Source organism: Nitrosospira multiformis, from assembly GCF_900111585.1.
Lineage (GTDB): Bacteria > Pseudomonadota > Gammaproteobacteria > Burkholderiales > Nitrosomonadaceae > Nitrosospira > Nitrosospira multiformis_B.
The window spans coordinates 173,192-197,035 of sequence record NZ_FOHI01000002.1 but is presented as its reverse complement, the minus strand read 5'-3'; the positions used below and the strand labels follow the sequence as shown (position 1 = coordinate 197,035).

Here is a 23,844-nt window from a genome sequence, read left to right as displayed (position 1 = left end):
AAAGTTCACTGCCGCCTTCTCATATGGTCATCGGATTGGGTTTATCGGGGTCGAGGCCAAATTTGCCTATGGCCTGCGCCACCATTTCCGCCTCGATTCTGCCATCTTCGGCGAGCGCTTTCAGAGCGGCTATCGTAATGTAATGACGGTCGACCTCGAAGAAGCGGCGCAATTGCTCGCGCGTATCGGAACGTCCGAATCCATCTGTACCCAGCACCTTGTATCTCCCTGGGATAAATTCACGTATCTGGTCGGCAAAAATCTTCATGTAGTCGGTAGCCGCCACCACCGGACCTTCCCGGTCCTTGAGACACGTGCTGACGTGCGACAGTCTTGCCGATTCTGTGGGATGCAGCATGTTCCAGCGCGTTGTCGCCAGCGCTTCGCGTCTCAACTGGGTAAAGCTGGTTACACTCCAGATATCACCCGTCACACCGAATTCCTTCTCCAGTATTTCAGCCGCAGCAATCACCTCGCGCAGAATGGTACCGGACCCGAGCAATTGAACACGCAACCCGGAACCCTTTTCTCCTGCCGGCTTGCCTTCACGGAACAGGTACATGCCTTTCAGAATTCCTTCTTCCGCCCCTGCCGGCATTTCCGGGTGCGAATAGTTTTCGTTCATCACCGTGATGTAGTAATAGACATCCTCCTGCATTTCGTACATGCGGCGCAGGCCATCCCGGATAATGACCGCGAGTTCGTAGGCAAAGGTCGGATCATAGGATATGCAATTGGGGACAGTCGATGCCGCCAGATGGCTGTGGCCGTCCTCGTGCTGCAACCCCTCGCCATTCAGCGTGGTGCGCCCTGCAGTGCCGCCCAGCAGGAAACCGCGGCAGCGCATGTCTCCCGCCGCCCAGCAAAGATCCCCCACGCGCTGGAAGCCGAACATCGAATAGTAAATGTAGAACGGAATCATCTGCACGCCATGAGAACTGTAGGCCGTTGCCGCGGACATCCACGACGACATGGCCCCCGCCTCATTGATACCTTCCTGCAGGATCTGCCCGTTCTTGTCTTCCTTGTAGTACATCAGTTGCTCGGCATCCTCGGGCGTATAGAGTTGTCCGGTAGAAGACCAGATACCCAGTTGCCGGAACATGCCTTCCATGCCGAAGGTGCGCGACTCATCCGCCACAATCGGCACGACCCGCTTGCCGATGTTCTTGTCTTTTATGAGGATATTGAGGATGCGCACGAAAGCCATGGTGGTGGAAGATTCCCTTCCCTCACCGCTTGCCTTGAGCAATGTGTCGAAGGCGGACAGCGGTGGTATCTGCAGGGGCTCGGCTTCACGCTGGCGGCGGTGGACGAACCCCCCCAATGCCTCCCGCCGCTGGTGCATGTAGACGGCTTCCGGCGAATCCTTGTCGAATTTCAGGTAGGGTACCGAGTCGATCTTATCATCGCTGATTGGCAGGCCAAAGCGATCACGAAACGCTTTGAGTGAAGTCGTACCCATCTTTTTCTGCTGATGAGTGATATTCTGGGCCTCGCCCGCTTCACCCATCCCATAACCCTTGATCGTCTTGGCGAGGATTACGGTGGGCTGACCCTTGTGCTTCACCGCCGCTGAATACGCGGCATAGACCTTATGCGGGTCGTGTCCGCCCCGGTTCAGGCGCCATATGTCGTCGTCCGACATATTCGCCACCATTTCGAGCAACTCCGGATATTTGCCGAAGAAATGTTCACGCACATAGGCGCCGTCTCTCGACTTGAAAGTCTGATATTCGCCATCCACGCATTCCATCATGCGTTGTTGCAGCAACCCCTTCGTGTCTTTGGCAAGCAAGGGATCCCAGTATGAGCCCCAAATTACCTTGATGACGTTCCAGCCGGACCCGCGAAAAGCGGCTTCCAGTTCCTGGATGATCTTGCCATTTCCACGCACCGGCCCGTCGAGACGCTGAAGGTTGCAGTTGATGACGAAAATCAGGTTGTCCAGGTTCTCGCGCGACGCAAGCGAAATGGACCCCAGTGATTCAGGTTCATCCATTTCTCCATCGCCCATGAACGCCCAGACTTTGCGGCCCTCCGTCTTGACCAGTCCGCGGCTATCCAGATACTTCATGAAGCGCGCATGATATATCGCCATCAGCGGCCCAAGTCCCATTGATACCGTCGGGAACTGCCAGAAGTCAGGCATCAACCATGGATGCGGATAGGAAGACAGCCCCTTTCCCCCCACCTCCCGCCGGAAATTATTGAGTTGCTCCTCTGTCAGTTCCCCCAGCAGAAAAGCATAGGCGTAAAGACCGGGCGATGAATGTCCCTGTGCAAATATCAGGTCGCCACCGTGATTCTCCGACCTGGCATGCCAGAAATGGTTGTAGCCTACATCATATAGCGTAGCGGCCGAGGCAAAGCTGGCAATATGCCCGCCGACGTTGGAGTTCCTGTTGGCGCGCAACACCATGGCCATGGAATTCCAGCGGACATAGGAACGGATGCGATGCTCCAGCGCATGATTTCCCGGCGACCGCTCTTCCTTTCCCGGAGGAATGGTATTGATATAGGCGGTGGTAGCGCTATAGGGAAGATAGGCGCCTGACCGGCGTGTTTTTTCCACCAGTCTTTCCAGCAGGTAGTGCGCCCGCTCCGTCCCCTCGTGCGTCAACACGGATTCCAGCGCCTCCAGCCATTCCTGCGTTTCAGTTGGGTCTATATCGGGTATAGGTTCCATGTCTTGTCTCGAAATTGTCGGGCGCTTGCCCGATGTGATAGAGGCGCTGTCAATTACCTTGCAATCGGGCGTGCGCTTGCTCTGCCGCCACAACGGTGTTGCAAAGCAGCATCGCAATGGTCATGGGACCTACTCCCCCCGGCACAGGCGTGATATAACCCGCCTTTTCCTTGACCGACTCAAAATCCACGTCCCCCGCCAGTTTTCCATCGGGCAGGCGGTTGATGCCAACGTCTATTACTGTCGCTCCCGGTTTCACCATCATGGCGGTGATCAGGCGCGGCTTGCCCGCAGCAACTATCAGGATATCGGCGCGGCTGGTGTGTTCCGACAAGTTCCGTGTTCTGGATGTGCAGATGGTAACGGTCGCGCCTTTTTGCAGCAGCATCAGCGCCATCGGTTTGCCGACGATATTACTGCGGCCTACTATTACCGCATGCTGCCCCTCGATCGGGATATCATATTTTTCCAGCATTTTCATCACGCCGTTGGGCGTGCAAGGGGGAAAAATACTGCTACCGGTTACAAGTGCACCTACATTATAGAGATGGAAGCCATCCACGTCTTTTTCCACGGCCACAGACTCGATGACTCTGCTGCTGTCGAAATGCCGTGGCAGAGGCAATTGAACGAGGATGCCGTGAATTCCGGGATTCCTGTTCAATTCCTGAATGCGTCTAATCACCTCATCCTGATCGGCGTTTTCCGGGAATTCGTGGACTTCGGAATAGATGCCCGTTTCGCCACAGGCTTTGGCCTTGTTTCGCACATACACCATGGAAGCCGGATTGTCTCCCACGATAACCACGGCCAGCCCCGGCTGGGTACCTTTTTCCGCCAAACGCGCTGCCCGTGCCTGACACTCCACCCTCACTTCCTGGCTCAACCTCTTGCCATCAATGATCTTCGCGCTCATTATGATTGGGACGCGGCAGGGCAGAGAACGAACAGATGACGGAGGATACCTTGGCTGTTCGTATCTTTCACTCTGGCTGTATCTCCTGCGAAACCTCGCATTCGCGCATATGCGTGCAAAGCAGGCTGACTCACCGGAATCCTGATTTGGAAACTGTATCCCGCCCCATAAACGTGCCCCTTTGTCCAATCATGATTGCGAAGACGCAGGAGGGATCGATTTTTTCATCTTCGTCCGATAAATCAACAACCCGATCAGGAATGTCGGAACGACAACAAGCGCGGCAGCCAGAAGGCCGGCTGCCAGTATGTCGATTCCCTCGGTTTTCGGCAGAAAGATAGTCACGGCCCAGATCGTTACAAAGGCTGCCGCCGCGCCGCCGATAAACATGATCTTTTTACCGCGCTCAAAAAGCCGCCATAGCGAACCGGATACCCGCGCCTCGTTGCGGTATTCATCAAAAAGGCGCGTCATGCTGTTATCGTTCGGAACCGCTTCATAGCCAGTCGATACGGCAAGCGTGTCTGTTCCGTCTTCCACCCGCGACATGTTGCGCAGGAACACGATACGCTGTTGAGCTTCTTTCTTTTTCATCCCATCGGCTATGAGCATGGATTGCATCGCTTCAAAGGCATGATCGCGAGTATCTCCCGCCACTCCGAGTCTTTCGCTGCACCGCCACATCACGCCCACCAGATATAACTGGATGGTCATCTGCCTGAAAAGAGGCGCAAAATCATACCCTTTGTCTTTAACTTGTAGAAGTTGGGACGCCAGTATCTCGCGCGCGTGGTGTACACAAATATCAATCGTGTTTGCTTCTGAATCCGTTTTCACTTCAGTCATCGTTCAATTTTGGGACATGCCCAGCTTGGCTTTGAATTCATGGAGGAACCCATTATATACTGGCATGAGGATTGTTGAATAATGAGGCACAGTCTCTCTACGATCCATAGGGCAATGGAACTTGCCCTGCTGCCCGCCTATCCTCGTATGCACCGGCAATTTTCCTCTTCAAGAGGGATAAAAGTTTACATAGGTTTTATGAAGTTTCCGATTTTATTGGATAGGTTCGCTATTACAGAGTTCCGCTCTCTATCGCGCAACATCGTCACACAAAAGGTTTCGGAACATGACAACGGGTCAATTTTTAACCTGCGCTTCATATACCTGCAAAGGAAACCAGCATGAAACACCATAAATACCTTATTGTCGGGGGCGGAATGACTGCCGATTCTGCTGTACACGGTATCCGTAAGATTGATCCCGATGGCGCAATCGCCGTTATCGGAGAGGAGTTGCACCGTCCTTACAACCGCCCACCCCTTTCCAAGGCGCTATGGAAGGACTCACCCTATGATTCGATCTGGCGAAGCGAGCACGGGCTGAACGTTGCCATGCACCTCGGAAAAAAAATAGTAGCGCTGGATCCCGCAAAAAAGACGGCTACGGACAATGCAGGCAACATCTATACCTATGAAAAACTTTTGCTTGCCACGGGTGGGATAGTGCGCCGCTTTCCCCATTTCGACAGCGGGATAATCTACTACCGGACGGCAGACGATTACCTCAAGCTGCGGGAATTGAGTAATCAGGGTTCGGATTTTGTCGTGATCGGCGGCGGCTTCATCGGTTCGGAAATCGCCGCCGCGCTCGCCATGAATGATAAACGAGTCACAATGATTTTTCCGGAACACGGAATCAGTTCGCGTATTTATCCGCGACCTCTCGTCGAATTCCTGAATTCCTACTATCGCGAAAAGGGTGTAATCGTGCTCGCCCCCGAAACTGTCACTTCGATCAGGACGGATGGGACCAAAAAAATTGTTACGACGGGGAGCGGAACCGAGATTTCCGCCGATGGAATAGTGGCAGGACTGGGTATTCTTCCTAACACGGAACTGGCTGTCCAGGCCGGGCTCGCGGTTGACAACGGCATCGTGGTGAATGAATTCCTGCGCAGCAGCAATCCCGATATCTATGCCGCCGGCGACGTCGCCAACTTCTACAGTCCCTTGCTCGGCAAGCGCATGCGGGTCGAGCATGAAGACAATGCAAACATGATGGGAGAAGCGGCGGGACGGAACATGGCAGGGAGCCCGGAGCCCTATCATCACCAGCCCTTCTTTTATTCCGACCTGTTTGATCTTGGCTATGAAGCAGTCGGTGAACTCGATTCCAGTCTCGATATTGTTGAAGATTGGGTAGAGCCCTTCCGCAAAGGCGTGATTTATTACCTGCGCGATGGGCTCGTAAGCGGTGTTCTGCTCTGGAATACCTGGGGACAGGTGGCGGCCGCAACCGCGTTGATTGCCGAAAAGAAACCCTGCACGAGCGAGACGCTGCTAGGCCGCATCAAGGACTAGAACAGGAGACAGTAGTGCAGGATGGGGGAGGCTGGGATCAAGCCATCATTTGCTGCGATGCGCGATGCTTCGCTTGCCCCTCCTGCAATTTCCAATGAATTAATCGGGGAATAGCAGACTCAAGTCCTCTTGAGTCCTCAATGGAAGGCCCATAGTATTTTTCGTGCCAGTTAAATAAAGAAACAGATGCCGCAGCTATCTTGAATACCTTCACACTTACCCGTCCGGACGACTTCCACTTGCATCTCCGCGATGGCGAACACATGCGGGCGGTGCTGGCGGACACTGCCCGCCGTTTTGCTCGCGCGATCGTCATGCCCAACCTCAAGCCTCCCGTCATCACCACGGAAATGGCGCTGGCGTATCGCGAGCGACTTCTTGCCGCCCTGCCCCACGGCGTGCACTTCGAGCCGCTGATGACCCTCTACCTGACCGATAACACCTCCCCTTTGGAAATCATCGAAGCAAAAAGAAGCGGAGGAATCTACGGCATCAAATACTATCCCGCCGGTGCAACCACAAACTCTGCGGCGGGGGTCACCGACATTGCCAAGTGCCATGAAATTCTGGAAGCCATGGAGCAAGCGGATATGCCCCTGCTGGTGCACGGTGAGGTGACCGATCCTGAAGTGGATGCATTCGACAGGGAAAAGGTCTTTCTTGAACGGGTGCTGATCCCGTTGACCCGGCGCTTTCCGCAACTACGCGTCGTATTCGAGCATATCACCACACGGGAAGCGGTAGAGTTTGTCATCAGCGCACCGGTAACCATCGCAGCTACCATCACGGCGCACCACCTCCTGATCAACCGGAATGCCCTTTTTCAAGGCGGTATTCGACCGCACCACTATTGCCTGCCCATCCTCAAGCGGGAAACCCACCGGCAGAAGTTGATCGAGGCTGCGACCAGCGGCAATCCGAAATTTTTCCTCGGCACCGATAGCGCCCCCCACGCACAATCGGCCAAGGAAAACGCATGCGGCTGCGCCGGCATCTATACTGCTCACGCAGCGATCGAGCTTTATGCGGAAGCATTCGAACAGGCGGGTGCACTGGAAAAACTGGAAGCCTTCGCCAGCTTTCATGGCGCGGATTTCTACCAGTTGCCGCGCAACCAGGACAGGATTACATTAAAGAAGGAAAACTGGAGTGTGCCTGCGCAACTGGAATTTGGCGGCGAAAGCCTGATTCCATTCCGAGCCGGGGAAAGCGTTAGCTGGGCCCTGGGCAAAACCGGGAATTAGTGTCGAAACGGAATTTTCACCAAACTTTCCTGATCAGGAAATAGCTGCGTGAATTGTTTCCTGGTCACTTGCGCCTGCGAGTGACCTACCAGTGTTTTTTGGCACGATTCCACCGGTACAGTCTTCCGGCAAAGGCGTTATACGCCAGACGTGAAAGCTGCCTCAGTGGGGGCAGCCGAAAAAGCCTGGCCAGCCAGTGCTGCCCCGGTGTTTGTGACCAGAGTTGTGTGAAGGCATCCACGCCCACGTCAATCCGGCCATCCTGTCTTTTTACGTGCAGCCGCTCGCGCACCTGCTCCAGCGAGGCATCTACTTCTGCAACAGCTTCCGGCTGCGCGTGCACATCGACCCACTCAATGTCCTTGATACCGCATGCTTCCATACGGCGGCGCTGCTCTTTTATGCCCGCATTGCAGACGGGACATGCACTGTTATAGTAAACCTTGCTGGACATTTCCGCAGCGCTCTGCCCTATAGGAGTAAATTCAGGTCGAGTATTCGGGACCCGAGTGCGAGGAATCACTCGCAGCGATAAACGACACCCAGCACTGTCGTGTTTGTCGTGCCCTTGCTGCCCCATGCATTCGTATTGGCGGAGTTCTGCACCCAGACGTAGTTTCCACCCATTTTGGCGGCCCTGTTGCGCAGATCATTTCTGGCGCCGATGAGAAGATTTTCATTCGAAGTGTAGTCGCCGGTAATCCAGTTACCTTGGGAGCCGACCGCGTCACCCAGCGGCTTGCAATTACCGCTGGGTTTTTCTGTGACAAGCTCAACGGATCTGCCCTCCGGTGTCGTTGAAATCGCCGAACAGCCGGCAAACAAAACAACTGACAGCAGGCCCGGCAAGGCGATCATCCTTCTCGTGACCATCTATTTTCTCCTGTTGAAAACCTTCTCAATGATTTTTGAACTTATGCCAACTGGCAGTTCCCTGTCAGCAGATCGCTTAGTGAGAACCTATTGACTTCCGTCTTTGTGGAAAAGACAGCGCCTATATTTTATGAGAAATTTCTGCTCAAGAATTGTACGGTTTAAGGTGACGGCGTCAACCGCAGCATCGCTTCATTGCATTGCAAGTCACTCTTGGGCTTATGTAAATTAAGCATGTCTTGGGCCGAACATGATAATTGCCATACCTGTCAGCGCCAGAAGAGAACCTGCCATGTCCCAGGCAGTCGGCCTGACCCCATCAATAGCCCACAACCAAAGTACTGCCACGAAAACGTAAACACCCCCGTAAGCCGCGTATATACGACCGGCATCCGTCGGATGAAGCGTGAGAAGCCATGCAAATAGTGCAAGGCTTGCAGCAGCAGGGACAAGAAGCCAGGCACTCCCATCCTGTTTAAGCCAGAGGTAAGGTAGATAGCAACCAACGATCTCGGCAAGCGCTGTAGCCAGGAAAAGAAACAAGGTCTTCAGCTCAAACATATGGGTAATCTATTGCTCTGAAAAATCCACAAGGAACAAACAGATAGTGTGCCGTCGGCCTGATTACTTCCGTCCAGAAACTGCTTCGGCGGAACGCTTCCTTATCGCATCGAAGAGCTCAGGTATCGCGACGGTATTCGAAAGGTTGAATACAAAATCCGGAATTAGTCCACCCGGATCGGTAAGCAATGTATAAGTGAGGCGCGTGTGTCTGCCGCCATCCAGGGGCTCCGCCAGCCACGACCCTTCGTTGAGCTTGATGCGCACCACCCCTTCAACCTCGGGCTTCGCTTCGGGCAGCGCAGTCCACTCGACCTTGAAGGTACCGTCCTTGCGCCTGTCGTTACCTGCCGCCGCTTTGCGCGTCAGCCGGACCTTGAGGGGATAGTCGCGCTCGCTGATAAACGGCGGTGCGATGCGCGCATAGGTCACCACCTCGTTATCGCCGGTGCGGCTGAGGACTTCCGATTCCTTCACGTACGGCATGAATTCCCGGTAATGTTCGAAGTCGACGAGAACATTGAAAACGGCTTCGGGCGGAACTTCCACTTCGGAAACCGCGATTACCCGGCGTCCCTCCGTTATGTCCTTCGTAAAAATGACAAGGCCGTTTTTGTGATAGGCCTCTGTCCAATCCGGTCCCGGGCTGTTCACACTGCCTGTCCCCTCTACTGGGTCCGCCGATACCAATCCGGCCGCTCCGCTTGCGACCCCGGCAATGATGGTAAGGATGACGGTGAAAGCGGCACTAGAGCGCATGGTATTCCGGCTGAAGATGGGATGACGATTTCGCCTCCCGTAAAAATTCTACCCTTGTCGCATATCCCGGTCACGCCCTAACCGGCTTTAACGAGTCGAATGCTCCGGAGCCAGCCTCCTGCCAGAAGCGGCTGGTCTGACTCCACTTTCAGTTGCGGAACACTTGCAAGCACCTCTTCGAAAACCACATCCAGACGCGTCACGATATGCTGAGACAGCAGGTTCACCATTCGCCGGAGCACTGCGTGTTCCCCTGGCTTCAGAAATTTATCAAGTATCAGCACGCTGCCGCCCGGTTTCAGTACCCGCGCTGTTTCTTTCAGGCATGCGCGCGCATCCGGTACGATCGCCAGAATGAGGTGCAGCACCACGTGATCGAAGCATGCGTCCACAAACGGCAGAGACATGCTGTCTCCCTGGACGAGGTCTACATGCAGATTGCCTACCCTGGGTCTGGCCCGCTTCAGCATGGCCGCGGTAAGGTCCAGCCCTACATAATGATGACACGCTGGAACATGCGGGAGGTCGAGTCCGGTACCAATGCCGCTGATGAGAATGTCGAGATTCTCCTGCCGGGGCAGTTGCTCAAGGCTGACCGCCCGCAGTCCCGTACCTGCCCCGGCGAGCAAGGCATCGTAAAGCGGAGCGATCAGACTGTAGGAACGGCGCAAAGACATGTAAAGCTGTTTATCGCTCTTTGCTGCCGCGCTTCCCCGCGATGACAGCGTTGGCGGCTTTGCCAGCTTTGCCGGCTTTCCTCCGCGCGGACACAGGGGTTTGGGTACGATAAGCCCAGGCCAGCATGATTATCCCGGCCAGGATCATGGGTAGCGACAGCCACTGACCCATGCTGATACCAAGCGTCATCACCCCCATGAAACCCTCGTCCGGCTCGCGGAAAAACTCTGCAAACGAGCGGAATACGCCATAACCGATCAAAAACACTCCGGAAACCGCTCCAACCGGTCTCGGCCTCGCGGAATAAATCCACATCAATGTAAAAAACGCCAACCCTTCTAGGGCGAATTCGTACAGTTGAGAAGGATGGCGGGGAATGTTGTCGACATAGGGAAAAATCATACCCCAAGGCATATCGGTTGGCCGCCCCCATAACTCGGCATTGATAAAATTGCCGATACGCCCCGCCCCCAGCCCCAGCGGTACCAATGGGGCGATGAAATCCGTCACGACAAGCCACCGCAGGTGATATTTGCGCGCCAACAGGGCCATGGCGGCTATCACTCCGAGAAAACCGCCGTGAAATGACATCCCCCCTTGCCAGACGGCAAAGATTTCCAGAGGATGCTCCAGATAATAGCCGAACTGATAAAAAAATATGTGACCCAGGCGGCCGCCCACGATCACGCCAAGCACACCGTAAAATAGCATATCGTCCAGCATGCTGGTGGTGAACGCCCCCTCGGGATTTCGTTTGATGCGGTAGCGCCCTAGCAGAATGAAGCAAGCGAAGCCGATGAGATACATGAGCCCGTACCATCGAACCGCGAGCGGGCCGAGCTGGATGGCAATGGGATCAATCTGAGGATGAACGAGCATGGGCTTGCATTTTTTTTGAGGTAAAATAGCTTGTTTATCGAGCGCAGCATTAAAACATCATACCGGCGAAAACCGGCAGGGAAAGCGGAAGCCCTTCCTGACGGAGGGTTGGGCAGGAATGGAATAAGCAATCCCATTTTCCCCTCATTATACATACGGCGACGATTATCCACCGCGGAGAACACGCAAAAGAGCGACGTTGAACTGCTTTTTCTTTTCTCACAGCTTCGCAGGCGCCTCGGCCGCTTCTTCCCCTGACTCCCGGAATTCGCCAGAATTTGCCTGCATTCCCGTTTTTTCAATCCAAGGAGTAACTCATGTCAGATAACCAGCGCAGCCGGGCAATCACCCAGGGGGCGGAACGTACCCCCAACCGCGCGATGCTGCGGGCCGTAGGTTTCAGCGACAGCGATTTCGACAAACCCATCGTCGGCGTGGCCAATGGCTTTTCCACCATCACACCCTGCAACAAGGGATTGAACGAACTGGCGCTGGATGCCGAGCATGCATTGAAACAGGCGGCTGCGATGCCCCAGATGTTCGGTACCATCACCGTTTCCGATGGCATCTCCATGGGAACGGAAGGCATGAAGTATTCACTGGTATCCCGCGAAGTCATTGCCGACTCGATCGAAACGGCGGTGCAGGCCGAAAGCATGGACGGCGTGATCGCCATCGGGGGCTGTGACAAGAACATGCCGGGAGCAATGATCGCCATTGCGCGCATGAATGTTCCCGCAATTTTTGTTTATGGCGGAACGATCAAACCGGGTCACTATAAAGGAAAGGATCTCACTATTGTCAGTGCTTTCGAAGCCGTCGGGCAATATACCTCCCATAAGATAGACGCGAAAGAACTGCTCGAAGTGGAGCGCCACGCCTGTCCGGGAGCGGGCTCATGCGGAGGCATGTTCACTGCCAATACGATGTCGTCCGCTTTCGAAGCGATGGGCATGAGTCTTCCCTATTCTTCCACGATGGCTGCGGAGGATGGCGAGAAGCGCACCAGCGCGGCGCGCTCCGCGGAAGTGCTCGTGGACGCCATCAGGAAACAGATTCGTCCGCGCGACATCATTACCCGCAAGTCCATTGAAAACGCGATCGCGGTGATTATGGCCGTGGGTGGTTCCACCAATGCTGTTTTGCACTTCCTCGCCATTGCCCATGCGGCCGAAGTGACGCTCACGATCGATGATTTTGAACGCATGCGCGGCAAAGTGCCGGTACTGTGCGATCTCAAACCTTCGGGACGGTACGTCGCCACCGACCTGCACAAGGCAGGGGGCATTCCCCAGGTAATGAAAATGCTGCTCGACCACGGCCTGTTGCATGGCGATTGCATCACCATCAGCGGACAGACCATTGCCGAGATATTGAAGGATGTGCCGTCAGAGCCGCGCGAAGATCAGGATGTCATTCGTCAGTGGAACAACCCGTTGTATGCTCAGGGCCACCTCGCCATACTCAAGGGCAATCTCGCCACAGAAGGGTGCGTGGCGAAAATCACCGGAGTGAAATCCCCAAAAATTACCGGGCCGGCACGAGTATTCGATTCGGAAGAAGCCTGCATGGCAGCCATCCTTGCACGCGAGATCCAGCCCGGCGACGTGGTAGTGATACGCTATGAAGGACCCAAGGGCGGCCCCGGCATGCGGGAAATGCTGTCTCCCACTTCCGCGCTTATTGGCGAGGGACTCGGAGATTCGGTGGGCCTGATCACCGATGGACGATTCTCCGGGGGCACCTATGGAATGGTGGTTGGACACGTGGCGCCGGAGGCATTTGTAGGCGGTACCATTGCGCTGGTGCGGGAAGGCGATTCGATTACCATAGACGCCGAGCAACGGCTGCTGCAACTCAACGTTCCTGGAGATGAACTGGCTCGGCGCCGGGCTGAATGGCAACCGCCCCATCCGCGCTACACCCGGGGAGTGCTCGCTAAATATTCGAAGCTCGTCTCGAGTGCCAGCCGCGGCGCGATCACCGATTAGTCCGTTCTTTCTCGCCAAAAGCTATGCCCAACCATCTTGCTGGTGAAACCAGCCCCTACCTGCTGCAACATGCGGATAATCCTGTCGACTGGTATCCCTGGGGAGAAGAAGCACTGACGCTCGCCCGTGCGCAAGACAGGCCGATCCTGCTATCCGTCGGCTACTCTGCCTGCCACTGGTGCCACGTGATGGCGCACGAATGCTTCGAAGATGCGGAAGTCGCCGAAGTCATGAACCAGTACTTCATCAATATCAAGGTGGATCGCGAGGAACGCCCGGACATCGATCAGATTTATCAGACTGCGCTCTACATGCTGACACAGCGCAGCGGCGGCTGGCCCCTGACACTTTTTCTGACACCCGATCAAAAACCATTCTTCGGCGGCACCTACTTTCCCAAAATGCCGCGTCACAGTCTGCCGGGTTTCCTCGATTTATTGCCGCGGGTGGCGGAAACCTACCGCGTTCGTCGCCCTGAGATCGAACGCCAGAGTGCATCGTTGCTCAAATCCTTCGCCAATATGCTGCCATCAAAAGCACCGGAGGCTCCGGTATTTTCCGAGCGCCCCCTGGAGCAGGCACTGGCTGAGTTGAAAAACCGGTTCGACTCCGAAAATGGGGGTTTTGGCGAGCCGCCGAAGTTCCTGCACTTGACCGAACTGGATTTCTGTTTGCGGCGCTACTTCACAGCTGGCAATAGCGAGGCATTGCACATGGCCACGCTGACATTGGAGAAAATGGCGCAAGGCGGCATCTACGATCAGGTGGGGGGCGGGTTCTATCGTTACAGTACCGACAAGCAGTGGCAGATTCCGCATTTCGAAAAAATGCTTTATGACAATGGCCCCCTGCTGCACCTCTATGCGGATGCATGGATCGCGTCCGGAAATCCTCTGTTTGCCCGGATTGTGGAAGAAACCGCTACCTGGGTCATGCGCGAAATGCAGCCAGAATATGAAGAGGATGAAAAGAGAACGGGAGCCGGCTACTGGTCCACTCTGGATGCCGACTCGGAAAACGTCGAAGGCAAGTTCTACGTATGGGATCGCAGCGAAGCCTCGCATGTTCTTTCACGTCGTGAATATGTCATAGCGGCCAGTTACTATGGTCTGTCCCAGCCAGCAAACTTCGAAAACAGATACTGGCATCTGGCAGTGACCCAATCGCTGCCCGAGATAGCTGAAAACTTCGGTGTCACCTACACAGAAGCACGGCGATGGCTTGAATCAGGGCGCAAGAAACTGCTTGCACAGCGCCAATGTCGCGTTCGTCCCGGACGGGATGAGAAAACCCTGACCAGCTGGAATGGACTGATGATCAAGGGCATGGCTCGAGCGGGACGCATATTCGGTCGCGACGACTGGGTGCACTCGGCTATCTGTGCCGTGGATTTCATTCGTTCCACACTCTGGGAAAACGGCCGTCTGCTGGCAACCTGGAAGGACGGCAATGCACGTCTCAATGCCTATCTCGACGATTACGCTTTCCTGCTGGACGGATTACTGGAACTGATGCAGACAACGTTCCGCCCGGTGGATCTGGATTTTGCCATTGCGCTGGCTGACGTTCTTCTGGACCAGTTCGAAGACAAGGAAGCAGGCGGTTTTTTCTTTACCAGTCATGATCATGAAAATCTGATCCATCGTCCCAAGCCTGGTTATGACAATGCAACACCATCCGGCAACGGCGTCGCAATCTATACTCTTCAGCGCATGGGTTATTTGCTGGGGGAATTCCGTTATCTGCACGCGGCGGAACGCGCACTGCAGCTCTTCTACCCTGCCTTGCTCCGACATCCCGACTCCTGTTGCAGCTTGCTTCTGGCGCTCGAGCAGTGGCTCACGCCCCCCAGCGTTGTCATACTGCGGGGAAAAGCGGACGCGATGGCGAAATGGGAAAACGCCTTGCGTCAGCGCGTCCCCATCGCCCTTGTGCTTGCGCTGCCGGTTGAGCGCGTGACGCCTGCGACGCTGCCGCCGAGCCTTGCCAAGCCCATTCCGTCAGGGATGGGTGTCAACGCCTGGGTCTGTCATGGCGTTAAGTGCCTACCGGAGATCACTGACTTGCAGGAATTGCTGCGTATCAGCGAAATTCGAGGTAAGATAAGGTCCCTTTTCTATAATTAACGGATAAAAGGAGTGTGTGTAATGAAAGCTGTCTGGATGGGAATGGTTGCGGCATCAGCCTTGTTGGTTGTCGGTACCGCGCAGGCGAGCCCCGAGCTGGCGAAAAGCAGCGGTTGCCTGAATTGTCATATGGTGGACAAGAAACTGGTCGGCCCTGCGTTGAAGGATATAGCGGCCAAGTATAAGGCTGACCCGAAAGCCGCGGACTATCTGGCAGGAAAAATCCAGAAAGGAAGTCAGGGAGTTTGGGGCCCGGTTCCCATGCCGCCCAACGCAAAGGTTAACGAGGCAGATGCCAAGACTCTTGCAAAGTGGATTCTGACCCAATAAGCCCGGGTCCGCTAAAAAAGCCGGCAAGTGCCGGCTTTTTTATTTTGGCTGCCCCTGCCAAAAGTACATGAACTGGTTTGCAACCAACTTCGCAAGCGCATTTCTTCTCCCTCCGTTTAACCTCATTTTACTGGGCACCGCAGGCATCCTGCTCCTGAAACGCCGACAGGGAATAGGTATGACATTGGTAGCTGCTGCACTTGCTCTGCTTTACCTTCTTTCCACTCCGATCGTCGCGGACGCCCTGTTGCAGGTACTGGAAGCCCCCCCCAAAAAGAATCCCCTTGGCGACATGCAAGCCATCATCGTGCTGGGCGGAGGAACCTACTATTACGCACCCGAATATGGCGATCATACGGTTGGCAGATACACGTTGGAACGTGTCCGCTATGCGGCGAAAATGTATCGCCTGACCGGCAAGCCGATGCTGACCGCAGGGGGCGCTCCTCTCGGTAATCGCTCGTCCGAAGCCATGCAAATGAAGGCGGTGCTGGAAGAGGAGTTTCTCGTTCCAGTCGAGTGGGTAGAGGAGACATCGAGCAATACGCGGGAAAATGCCTACAAAAGCTTTGCCATCCTGCAAAAACAAGGTATCCGCCAGATCGCGCTTGTCACTCACGCATGGCACATGCCGAGAGCGGCGCGCGAATTCGAACAGGCCGGATTCGAGGTTACGCCTGCTGCTACAGGATACACGCGGCGTTACAAGACCGAGCTGCTCACATTCCTTCCAGACGCCGGTGCGCTTCTCAAAAGCAGCCTGTTCTTCCACGAGGTCATTGGCATGTTGTGGTACCGCCTGACGCCTGTGCCGGATTGAGGGGCATTACACTCGGCAGGGCTGGAAGTCGCTAAAATAGCGTAATCGAATTTCTGGAGAAGAGCGGCATGAAAGCATGCGTCAAATGGCAGAGCGAAGCAAGTTTCCTGGGTGAATCAGGCAGCGGTCATACAGTACTGATGGATGGACCGCCGGAATCAGGAGGCAGGAACCGCGGACCCCGCCCGATGGAGATGCTGTTGATGGGAACCGGGGGCTGCGCAGCTTTTGATGTTGTGCTGATCCTGAAAAAAGGCCGTCAGGAGATCTGCGATTGTGAGGTGCGCATTGAAGCGGAACGGGCCGAACGCGAGCCGAAAGTGTTTACCCATATTCACTTCCATTTCATCGTGACCGGAAAAAAGCTGAATCCGCAACAGGTCGAACGCGCAATCAGCTTGTCCGCTGAGAAATACTGTTCCGCATCGATCATGCTGGCAAAAACAGCCGAACTGACCCACGATTTTGAAATCGTGGAAGCGTGACAAGCATTCGCCCCTCAGTATTGGTTTTAGACCTGCTATATTCGTTAGACCCAGTAGGCGGTCCGGGTCATCACCGATGACGCCATCCTCATCACCAGTTTCACCGGCATCGGCAGTTCGGCGCCGCCATATGCCACGGCGGTGGTGGCGTGTCCGGCCTCATCGATCTGCATCTGGGTCACAATGGCGCGGCTCTTCTCGTCAGCGTACGGCAAACGGCTCAGGTGCCCCCCGAGATGAGCGGACACCTGACGTTCGGTTTCCGCAAGAAATCCCAGGTTCCACTTGTCGCCCAGCAATCCGGCGAAAGCGCCAATGGCAAATGAACCGCCATACCATAATGGGTTCAATAGACTTTTGCGTCCGCTCAATTCGCTAATGCGCCGTTCCGTCCAGGCAAGATGCTCGGTTTCCTCGCGCGCCGCCTGAGCAAGTGTCTGCTGGACCTCGGCATTCCGCGCTGTCAGCGCCTGGCCCTGATAAAGAGCCTGCGCACAGATCTCGCCTACGTGGTTAACACGCATCAGTGCCGCCGACTCGCTTTTCTCCAGATCATTCAGTTGCGCCTCCGGCAGCTGGGTTCCGGGTACTGGCCGCAGTGTCTGCGCCGGAGTCAACAAGGTGCGCAGCGCGTGGTCGAAACCAATGATGAGCTTGTCTAGATTGGGCATAAGATTCTCTGAGAAAGAAAACAATGAAAACGGTAAGAATGATAATCCCGCCATTTCCGCAATTGTATACCCATTCGCCCTGTTGCTAATGTGACAGGGTGAGTGACTTCGGATATTCTCAACCCCCGGTTCCCCCCGTCAATGCTTTTCTCATGTTCACTAACGCCAATTCTCCAATCAACGAAGTCTTCAGCTTTGGCTTGAAAGACCGTTTATGATGTATTCTCATGGCTCAGCTCGATCGAGATCGTATAAATGCCTCTACATATCCAGACACCATTAATTGAATCGCGCCCTTTAAGCGATAGAATCGGACATTCAGTCTGGCTGAAAATGGAAACTGCTCAGCCCTCCGGTTCTTTTAAAACCCGGGGAATCGGGTATGCGTGTGAAGAATATTTCGGACGCGGCGCAAAACGCTTCATTTCATCATCTGGCGGGAATGCGGGCCTTGCGGTTGCCTTTGCCGGGCGTAATCTGTCCGTGCCCGTGATTATCGTTGTGCCGGAAACCGCATCGAAGCGCGCCAGGGAACTGATGGCGCGAGAGGGCGCAGAAGTGATAATCCAGGGAAAATCTCTCAGTGAGGCGAATGCTTTTGCGCTATCGCTCGTGCAGCCTGAGGACGCTTTTCTGCACCCCTTTGATGATCCGCTCATTTGGACGGGTCATGCCAGCATAATTGATGAAGTAGTTGATACAGGGCCAAAACCCGACGTGATCGTCCTGTCCGTCGGCGGAGGCGGCCTTCTGTGCGGGGTTATAGAGGGACTGAATCGGAATGAGTGGCAGGATGTGCCCATAATCGCCGTCGAAACCAAAGGCGCGGACTCATTTGCTCAGGCACTCAGCGCAGGAGCGCTGGTGGAGCTGCCCAGGATATCAAGTATTGCGACGACATTAGGGGCAAGTGCGGTTTGCCGGCAGGCCTGGGAATATTCGAGAAAACATCGCATTGAGAGCATCGTATTACCGGACAAGCTCGCCGTCTCTGCATGCATGCAATTCCTGCACGATCATCATACGGTGGTTGAGCCCGCTTGTGGCGTAGCGCTGGCAACGGTCTATGAAAGGGTTCCAGCTTTGTCCGGATACAAAAAAGTATTGATTATCGTGTGTGGCGGTGTCAGCACTACGGTTGACCAGTTACAGGAATGGTCTGCCGTGATGCAATAAGGAATCTGGATGAGGAAAGGCTCAATGTATCAGGAAGATGAGATATTTTATTCTACTACGCATAATGCTATCCATTCAGGAGCATTCTCCAGTCCTGCGATAGGATACGTGATTTCAAAAGCTGATGGCTAATGATGTCGTAAGGAAAGTATTACCATTGGACTTGCTACCATCTTTTTGAGTAAAAATTTGATCTTTACTTTCCAGCGTTCTTGCTTCGACACGCCAAATAATGCTAGTCGTAACGTGATAATCAAAGTTCGCCGAAAACCCCCAAGTTTTAAACCCATGCGGTGTGTCCGAGGCGACGATTACACCATGCCGATCGTCGTAATATTCAGCCCTGACCGCCACTGCTGTTTTGGGTGAAGGTGTATATCTCAAGAGAACTGTCGGATTGAACCACATATCCATGCTGGAAGAATGCTCGTTTCTCTGTTCAATACCGATATCAAAACCGATCGTAGCGGCAAGCACATCATTTAGCCTGAAAATACCATAGAAATTATGAAAATAACGCATATGCCTGGCATGGTCGGGCTTGTCGCTGCCGAAAAATGAGCTGCTGTTCAAGGTTATTGCGGGAGAAGGTGTATAAGTAATCTGTGTCCCAAAAGCAGGCAGCGTGTTCCCTTTCAATGGTTTAATGCGCTGCCAGCCATTCAGTATTAACGCACTGAAGAACCATTTGTCATTATCGGTTCTGTAACCAAGTTTGACCCCGGATTCAAAATATGGCGTGTTTTCCGCTACCAAACTTCTGGTCAACGTCCAATTGTCCGTACCTACCGCACTCTCAAAACCGATATGCGAAGGGAAGACACCAATGTCCAGCCACAGATCATGGTTGCCCGACAGTTTTATTCCAACGTTGCTTTCGTATAGATGTCCTAATATTCCCGGTTCAGCCGCATAGTTGGCATTCATATAGCTGCCAGCTGCCAATGCGAGGTTGGCACGGATATTGTTTGTAATGTACGCACCCTTTAGAAGTGCCAGATTTACCGCGACTTCCTTATCTTCTGTAAAGTTGTAAAGAAAAGGAGGCCTCCTGCCGCCAAGGGGTTTATTGAAATCGACACCGTAATAGGTTTCGACATAACCACTGAAGGCAAGCGGTAAGAAATAGTCCTTGACAGCCAGAGTGTTGTCCAGCGCATTGACTCTTGTACTCCACAGCATGCAGACACTAGAGACGATAAGCAGTGCTGATAAATGCTCGAAGAAGTTTCTCGACATTATTGATTCATTTTTGGGGGCTTGATATGCGAAAAAATATCCGGGAGATCTACAGTGTTCTAATGGGATTCGCTATTTCGGTAGATTACAGATCAAGAAGTAAAGAAGTCGCAGTGTCTTGATGCAGATTTATAAAGACACTGTAGAAATGAAAACAGGTTCAATCGGCCTGCTATTTCCTTGAAGTACCTGGAATCGTGGAGAAATGAGAGAAATTCAGGATCGCTTCGCATCCCGGAGGAACAAAGCGATGGGGAGCAAAATTGGAGCTATCAAGCTAGGAGTTTAGGGACTGCGATCGCTGCTGGAGTTTGTGAATCCAGGATCAGGAATTTATTCCAAAACAGCCTGTATCCAACACCGGTTTCGGTAATGAGATGGTTTGGCTAAGCCGGATCGACTTCGAGTTTTTGTCTCAGGTGGCCCATATAGATGCGGAGATAATGATTGCTCTCAAGATAGGCAGGCCCCCACACCTCTTTCAGTAATTACCGCTGGGTTACTACTACGCGACCTGAATTACGAATCAGTACATACCCATTTGCCTTGCTATTAATGTGACCGGGTGAATGACTTCGATCCCCAGCCCTGCCTGGCGCAAGCCGGCAGCGATATGCAACGCGCAGCCCACATTGGATGTTGCAAGGTAACATGCCTGCCCTGCTTTCAAGGCTGTCACTTTGTCCTCAAGCAGTGTCGCCGATATCTCCGGTTGATCCAGGAAATAGGTTCCGGCAGCACCGCAGCATTGATCATTCCCCGCAAGAGATACTACTTGCGCTTGCGGGATGCGCTCCAGCAGTTTATAGGCGTATGCCGACGCGCGTAATACATTGCGCAAGGTGCAAGGCTCATGTACCAGGATTTTGTGTGGCAAGGGCTGGAGCCGGGTATCTTCCCATCCTTCCGCCTCCGCCAGGAATTCACTGATATCCAGGACCTTCGGCGGCGATCGCCTGGTGGTCTCGCCTCCTGCTTTCGGGCCTGTCGCTTCCCCCCTTGTCTCGCGCTGCCAGCCGGAAAAAGAGGAATATTCGGATAACTGCGCACCGCAACCGGATGCCGTAGTGATAATCGCGCTTAAATCCAATCCAGCGAATGCCTGCACGTTCTGACGTTCTAGTTGCGCTGCCGCATCCATGTCGCCCCTGTGCTGGTGAAGCGCCCCGCAGCAGGTCTGCGCGGGGGGTACATGCACGACATAGCCCAGTTGGTTGAGTACGAACAGGGCCGCGTCCAAGGTGGTTGCATCCGCCACGCGCGCTACGCAACCCAGGAACAGCCCCACCTCTCCTCGCGGCTCGCCGACAGCAGGATAAACAACCGACCATGACGAAGAACGGGGTTGGTCAATAAACGGCACCTGGGCTTCCAGCAAGGCGAGATTCGTCTTGCCCAGCAAACCGGATTTGCGCACCCACTTCTGCAAACCGCTTCGCTGATAGAAACGCAGAAGTGGCCGCAATGCATCGATACGCGAGGGCTGGGCGATCAGTTCACGCTCCACCCATTTCCGAAACCTGGATACCCGGACTCCCGGATTGTTCCCCCGGACCTCGAGTGGTGATGAAATCATCTCCCGCGCGTCGTCTATCAACTGACCAAAGCGTACGTGATTGGGGCAGACAGCTTCGCAGGCACGGCAAGTAAGGCAACGATCCAGGTGCAATGCGAAACGTGCATTCATTGGAATGCGTCCTGCGGCCACGCCACTCATCAATGCAATGCGCCCACGCGGCGAGTCAGCCTCGGACAACGTGACACGATAACTGGGACAATGCGGCACGCAGAGGCCGCACGCGACACACTGGCTAGCTTCGTCGCTTATTTCGCGTCGCAATCGCAGTAATGGATCCGAAGAAAAATCGGAAGGAAGGTCATCCGGCTTCATGGACAGTAGACCTGCTTTTGTCAGAGCCGTTCAAATTCAAAAAAATTTTACCTGGGAGGACGAAAAGAAGATTCGTGCCAATATTCACACGCCCACTCCCATGGCAGGACGCAGATCAAGGCAAAATCTTCAGGAGAGCAGGACGCATACTCTCGAAATCGTACTTGTCGATCGAATGGGGAACAGCGTTTCATCGAGGCGGAGTAGTCACTGGATCCTGGATCGAAGTCGCAGAGGGGTAATATCAAGGAGTAGTACAATATGGCTTATTCCGGGCCGCGTGTCCCGTATATATAACGCTCGAGCTGGTCGATGATAAATTCACGGCCCGAGATCGCATCCTTGACCAGGTCGCCGATGGAGATGATGCCCATGACTTTACCATCCTCCAGCACGGGCAAGTGGCGAACTCGCGTTTTAGTCACCAATGCCATGCAATCCTCGGTGGAATAATCCGGGCTCACATACGCCACCTGCGCGGTCATGAGTTCTTTCACCTGGATATCTTTCGCGAGCCGATCCAGGCTGTATGCCTTGCGGGAATAATCTCTCTCGGTAAAAATGCCCACCAGTTTTCCCTGGTGCAGCACCAGCAACGCGCCGATATTTTTCGCCGCCATCAAGTGCATGGCCTCATATACCGATTTATCCGGCTCGATACTTGCGACTTGGTATCCTTTGCCTTCCAGTAATTCCTTTACAGTCGTCATGGATCAACCCTCCCACCTCGGTTTTCAAAGCATGCAATTTCTTTATCGGACTCATCCAATCATAGCATGCCATATGAAAAGAAAAGCCGAGAGCGATGTGAAGCTGGTCCACTATGTTAGAACCTTCTATAGCAGGCGGCTCTTGTCACCGCCCGTAAAGCCGACAGGAGGTGGATGATTATTGCCTATCCCTTTACCCAGGAGCATAACCTTGAACAACTCCCCCATCTCAGCCGGGCTCACCAGTTTCTGCACTTGGTTTGCCAGCGGCAAATAGTCCTTTGCGTGCGCGGCAGGTGTCTCCCCCAGAATTTCCGTTATTCCGCAATTGATGAGAAAGTGTGCCTGCGTCGTATAGCCCAGTAACTGCAGGCCCGCTTCGATGCCCGAACTGGCAACGGAGCTGAAATCGACATGGCTGGTTATATCCTGCAGACCTGGTAGGTAAAACGGATTGTCATGGGCGTGGTGACGGTAATGACACATTAATGTTCCCTGCCTGCGCTGAGGATGATAATACTCATCCCGGCCGAATCCGTAATCGATCAGCAGGATCGCCCCTCGTTGCAGCATCTTGCCGAGACTTGCAGTGAGTCTGCGTGCCTCCAGGCAGATTTCACTGACATATTCACCTTCCTTACCCCCGGAACGAATTCGATCCGCCAGTTCCCGCGCCGCTTCGAAAAGCAATCCTTCTGCAAGAAGGCGTTCACTCCAGATAAACTCATTGCCGCCGGAGGAAACACCGCGCTCGTACACTGTGGTGCCACGCCACGCGATCAGGTGCACCGGCATGGCGTCGAGCACCTCATTCGCCAGTATCAGACCGTTGAACTGCTCCGGCAAATGCTTCAGCCAAAAGACGCGTGAGGCGAGATGCGGCGCGAACTGTTCAAGCAACTGCCGTTGACGCTGCTGGAGTTCCGCGCTGACTTCGAGAATGAAATACTGCTGTGGCAGACGCCCGAGTTTTTCCAGTTCAACCAACAGATCGAGCGCCAGCTTACCTGTCCCGGCACCAAATTCGAGAATACCGCTGCCATCATCCGTCAACTCGAGTATCTGCCTGGCCTGTCGCGCCACAGTCCTGCCAAACAGCGGAGAAATTTCGGGTGCAGTGACGAAATCGCCTTCCTGGCCGAATTTGGCGGGACCAGCGCTGTAATAACCCATGCCCGGCGCGTACAACACCAGCCTCATGTAATGCTCGAATGAAATCCAGCCACCAGCGGCACTGATTTCCTCATGAATGAGTTCTATCAGTGCGCGGCTATGCTCGATCGCTGCTTCACTCGGTAAAGGAAATGGCGGCTGTGGCTGCATTGGCGCTATGCTACGCTTTACTGTTGATTCGGCCAGCAGATAGCAGCGGTATCTGAGTCCCTCTTTTGAGGCAGACACTCTCGTAACCTGCTCCTGGCGGCCGGTTTCCCGTTATAA

The 23,844-nt window shown here is 54.2% G+C and carries 22 protein-coding genes and 1 pseudogene; 8 read left to right on the top strand and 15 right to left on the bottom strand.

The genetic code is table 11. The annotated features are described in order from the left end of the window. Positions 1-19 precede the first annotated feature (19 nt). The 3 genes from aceE to BMW46_RS03985 form a co-directional block, all read right to left on the bottom strand. Positions 20-2,689, bottom strand: coding sequence for a pyruvate dehydrogenase (acetyl-transferring), homodimeric type (gene aceE, locus BMW46_RS03995; RefSeq protein ID WP_074705013.1), 2,670 nt, complete (start codon positions 2,687-2,689; stop codon positions 20-22). Positions 2,690-2,738: 49 nt separating this feature from the next. After that, positions 2,739-3,605 carry a bifunctional methylenetetrahydrofolate dehydrogenase/methenyltetrahydrofolate cyclohydrolase FolD gene (folD, locus tag BMW46_RS03990; RefSeq protein WP_074705011.1) on the bottom strand — a complete coding sequence of 289 codons (867 nt, stop codon included), beginning with the start codon at positions 3,603-3,605 and terminating at the stop codon, positions 2,739-2,741. Positions 3,606-3,794: 189 nt separating this feature from the next. Further along, positions 3,795-4,451 carry a hypothetical protein gene (locus BMW46_RS03985; protein ID WP_074705009.1) on the bottom strand — a complete coding sequence of 219 codons (657 nt, stop codon included), beginning with the start codon at positions 4,449-4,451 and terminating at the stop codon, positions 3,795-3,797. A 341-nt stretch (positions 4,452-4,792) separates the two neighbouring features. Between BMW46_RS03985 and BMW46_RS03975 the strand changes: the two genes are divergently transcribed. Next, positions 4,793-5,971 (top strand): NAD(P)/FAD-dependent oxidoreductase, encoded by a 1,179-nt coding sequence (locus BMW46_RS03975; RefSeq protein ID WP_074705005.1) that lies wholly within the window; start codon positions 4,793-4,795, stop codon positions 5,969-5,971. Positions 5,972-6,171: 200 nt separating this feature from the next. Continuing rightward, positions 6,172-7,215 carry a dihydroorotase gene (pyrC, locus tag BMW46_RS03970; RefSeq protein ID WP_177171031.1) on the top strand — a complete coding sequence of 348 codons (1,044 nt, stop codon included), beginning with the start codon at positions 6,172-6,174 and terminating at the stop codon, positions 7,213-7,215. A gap of 85 nt (positions 7,216-7,300) precedes the next feature. On the opposite strand, the gene BMW46_RS03965 is transcribed toward pyrC, so the two are convergent. From BMW46_RS03965 to lgt, 6 genes are all read right to left on the bottom strand, one after another. Then, the gene (locus tag BMW46_RS03965; protein ID WP_074704999.1) at positions 7,301-7,669 is read right to left on the bottom strand and encodes a thiol-disulfide oxidoreductase DCC family protein; all 369 of its coding nucleotides are present in this window, start codon (positions 7,667-7,669) and stop codon (positions 7,301-7,303) included. A 65-nt stretch (positions 7,670-7,734) separates the two neighbouring features. Continuing rightward, complete coding sequence (locus BMW46_RS03960; RefSeq protein WP_074704996.1) at positions 7,735-8,088, bottom strand: DUF4156 domain-containing protein; 354 nt, start codon at positions 8,086-8,088, stop codon at positions 7,735-7,737. Positions 8,089-8,316: 228 nt separating this feature from the next. After that, the gene (locus BMW46_RS03955; protein WP_074704993.1) at positions 8,317-8,649 is read right to left on the bottom strand and encodes a YnfA family protein; all 333 of its coding nucleotides are present in this window, start codon (positions 8,647-8,649) and stop codon (positions 8,317-8,319) included. A gap of 63 nt (positions 8,650-8,712) precedes the next feature. Beyond that, entirely contained in the window at positions 8,713-9,408 is a 696-nt protein-coding gene (locus BMW46_RS03950) for an START domain-containing protein (RefSeq protein ID WP_074704990.1), read from the bottom strand. A 77-nt stretch (positions 9,409-9,485) separates the two neighbouring features. Next, positions 9,486-10,085 carry a class I SAM-dependent methyltransferase gene (locus BMW46_RS03945; protein WP_074704987.1) on the bottom strand — a complete coding sequence of 200 codons (600 nt, stop codon included), beginning with the start codon at positions 10,083-10,085 and terminating at the stop codon, positions 9,486-9,488. Between the two features lie 10 nt (positions 10,086-10,095). Next, positions 10,096-10,965 carry a prolipoprotein diacylglyceryl transferase gene (gene lgt, locus BMW46_RS03940; RefSeq protein WP_074704984.1) on the bottom strand — a complete coding sequence of 290 codons (870 nt, stop codon included), beginning with the start codon at positions 10,963-10,965 and terminating at the stop codon, positions 10,096-10,098. 317 nt (positions 10,966-11,282) lie between these two features. Here lgt and ilvD point away from each other — a divergent pair, with 317 nt between their 5' ends. The 5 genes from ilvD to BMW46_RS03915 all read left to right on the top strand — a co-directional run bounded on the left by ilvD (position 11,283) and on the right by BMW46_RS03915 (position 16,717). Further along, a complete protein-coding gene (ilvD, locus tag BMW46_RS03935; RefSeq protein ID WP_074704982.1) occupies positions 11,283-12,956 on the top strand; it encodes a dihydroxy-acid dehydratase in 1,674 nt (557 codons plus the stop codon). 23 nt (positions 12,957-12,979) lie between these two features. Continuing rightward, complete coding sequence (locus BMW46_RS03930) at positions 12,980-15,082, top strand: thioredoxin domain-containing protein (protein WP_074704980.1); 2,103 nt, start codon at positions 12,980-12,982, stop codon at positions 15,080-15,082. Between the two features lie 21 nt (positions 15,083-15,103). After that, positions 15,104-15,412, top strand: coding sequence for a c-type cytochrome (locus BMW46_RS03925; protein ID WP_011379706.1), 309 nt, complete (start codon positions 15,104-15,106; stop codon positions 15,410-15,412). 178 nt (positions 15,413-15,590) lie between these two features. Next, positions 15,591-16,232, top strand: coding sequence for a YdcF family protein (locus BMW46_RS03920; RefSeq protein WP_256376941.1), 642 nt, complete (start codon positions 15,591-15,593; stop codon positions 16,230-16,232). Positions 16,233-16,300: 68 nt separating this feature from the next. Further along, positions 16,301-16,717 carry an OsmC family protein gene (locus BMW46_RS03915; RefSeq protein WP_074704975.1) on the top strand — a complete coding sequence of 139 codons (417 nt, stop codon included), beginning with the start codon at positions 16,301-16,303 and terminating at the stop codon, positions 16,715-16,717. Positions 16,718-16,761: 44 nt separating this feature from the next. Here BMW46_RS03915 and coq7 read toward each other — a convergent pair whose 3' ends face one another. Then, positions 16,762-17,388, bottom strand: a complete 627-nt coding sequence (gene coq7, locus BMW46_RS03910; RefSeq protein ID WP_074705668.1) for a 2-polyprenyl-3-methyl-6-methoxy-1,4-benzoquinone monooxygenase — start codon at positions 17,386-17,388, stop codon at positions 16,762-16,764. 255 nt (positions 17,389-17,643) lie between these two features. Between coq7 and BMW46_RS03905 the strand changes: the two genes are divergently transcribed. After that, a complete protein-coding gene (locus tag BMW46_RS03905) occupies positions 17,644-18,564 on the top strand; it encodes a pyridoxal-phosphate dependent enzyme (protein WP_074704973.1) in 921 nt (306 codons plus the stop codon). A gap of 114 nt (positions 18,565-18,678) precedes the next feature. Here BMW46_RS03905 and BMW46_RS03900 read toward each other — a convergent pair whose 3' ends face one another. The 5 genes and pseudogenes from BMW46_RS03900 to BMW46_RS03880 all read right to left on the bottom strand — a co-directional run bounded on the left by BMW46_RS03900 (position 18,679) and on the right by BMW46_RS03880 (position 23,805). Further along, on the bottom strand, positions 18,679-19,803 hold the full coding sequence (locus BMW46_RS03900; protein WP_256376940.1) for a porin: 1,125 nt from the start codon (positions 19,801-19,803) through the stop codon (positions 18,679-18,681). A gap of 386 nt (positions 19,804-20,189) precedes the next feature. Next, positions 20,190-20,333 (bottom strand): annotated as a pseudogene (locus BMW46_RS15715) (winged helix-turn-helix domain-containing protein); the annotation flags it as partial. After that, the gene (locus BMW46_RS03890; protein ID WP_074704970.1) at positions 20,330-21,694 is read right to left on the bottom strand and encodes a (Fe-S)-binding protein; all 1,365 of its coding nucleotides are present in this window, start codon (positions 21,692-21,694) and stop codon (positions 20,330-20,332) included. The gene BMW46_RS03890 and the pseudogene BMW46_RS15715, both read right to left, overlap by 4 nt. A 266-nt stretch (positions 21,695-21,960) precedes the next feature. Next, positions 21,961-22,404 (bottom strand): CBS domain-containing protein, encoded by a 444-nt coding sequence (locus BMW46_RS03885; RefSeq protein ID WP_074704968.1) that lies wholly within the window; start codon positions 22,402-22,404, stop codon positions 21,961-21,963. Positions 22,405-22,530: 126 nt separating this feature from the next. After that, a complete protein-coding gene (locus BMW46_RS03880; protein ID WP_081355666.1) occupies positions 22,531-23,805 on the bottom strand; it encodes a class I SAM-dependent methyltransferase in 1,275 nt (424 codons plus the stop codon). Positions 23,806-23,844 lie beyond the last annotated feature (39 nt).